This window comes from Devosia sp. (assembly GCF_017307495.1).
Taxonomy (GTDB): domain Bacteria; phylum Pseudomonadota; class Alphaproteobacteria; order Rhizobiales; family Devosiaceae; genus Devosia_A.
The window spans coordinates 1-1,127 of the sequence record NZ_JAFKHE010000038.1 but is presented as its reverse complement, the minus strand read 5'-3'; the positions used below and the strand labels follow the sequence as shown (position 1 = coordinate 1,127).

The window sequence follows — 1,127 nt, the reverse complement described above, 5'->3', positions numbered from 1 at the left end:
ATGGCAAGACGTCTCTGACTGCGGCGATCACGAAGGTGCTTGCGAAGACGGGCGGCGCGACCTTCAAGGCGTATGACCAGATCGACGCGGCTCCCGAGGAGCGTGCGCGCGGCATCACGATCTCGACGGCGCATGTCGAGTACGAGACGCAGGCGCGTCACTACGCTCACGTGGACTGCCCCGGCCATGCCGACTATGTGAAGAACATGATCACCGGCGCGGCGCAGATGGACGGCGCGATCCTGGTGGTCTCGGCGGCGGACGGCCCGATGCCGCAGACCCGTGAGCACATCCTCCTGGCTCGCCAGGTCGGCGTTCCGGCGCTGGTCGTGTTCCTGAACAAGGTCGACCTCGTCGACGATCCGGAGCTTCTGGAGCTCGTCGAGCTCGAGGTGCGCGAGCTCTTGTCGTCCTACGACTTCCCGGGCGACGACATTCCGATCGTCAAGGGCTCGGCGGTTGTCGCGCTCAATGACGGCGACGCCAAGCTCGGCGAGGACGCGATCCTCGAGCTGATGACGGCGGTCGACACCTATATCCCGCAGCCGGAGCGTCCGGTCGACCAGCCCTTCCTGATGCCGATCGAGGACGTGTTCTCGATCTCGGGTCGCGGCACGGTGGTGACCGGCCGTGTCGAGCGCGGCATCGTCAAGGTCGGCGAGGAAGTCGAGATCGTCGGCATCCGCCCGACGGTGAAGTCGACGGTGACCGGCGTCGAGATGTTCCGCAAGCTGCTCGACCAGGGCCAGGCCGGCGACAATATCGGCGCGCTGCTTCGCGGCATCGACCGCGAGGGTGTCGAGCGCGGCCAGGTGCTGTGCAAGCCCGGTTCGGTGACGCCGCACACGGTGTTCAAGGCCGAGGCCTATATCCTGACGAAGGAAGAGGGCGGCCGTCATACGCCGTTCTTCACGAACTACCGCCCGCAGTTCTACTTCCGCACGACGGACGTGACGGGCGTGTGCACGCTGCCGGAAGGCGTCGAGATGGTGATGCCGGGCGACAACGTGTCGATGGAAGTGACGCTGATCGTCCCGATCGCGATGGAAGAGAAGCTCCGCTTCGCCATCCGTGAAGGCGGCCGCACCGTCGGCGCCGGCGTCGTCGCATCCATCATCAAGTAAGGC

1 protein-coding gene is annotated in these 1,127 nt (G+C 65.9%); it reads left to right on the top strand.

Annotation, left to right across the window (positions count from 1 at the left end):
• Window positions 1–1,124: elongation factor Tu (gene tuf, locus J0I99_RS20255; RefSeq protein ID WP_291399258.1), on the top strand; the 1,124-nt coding region annotated here is incomplete at its 5' end.
• Window positions 1,125–1,127 lie beyond the last annotated feature (3 nt).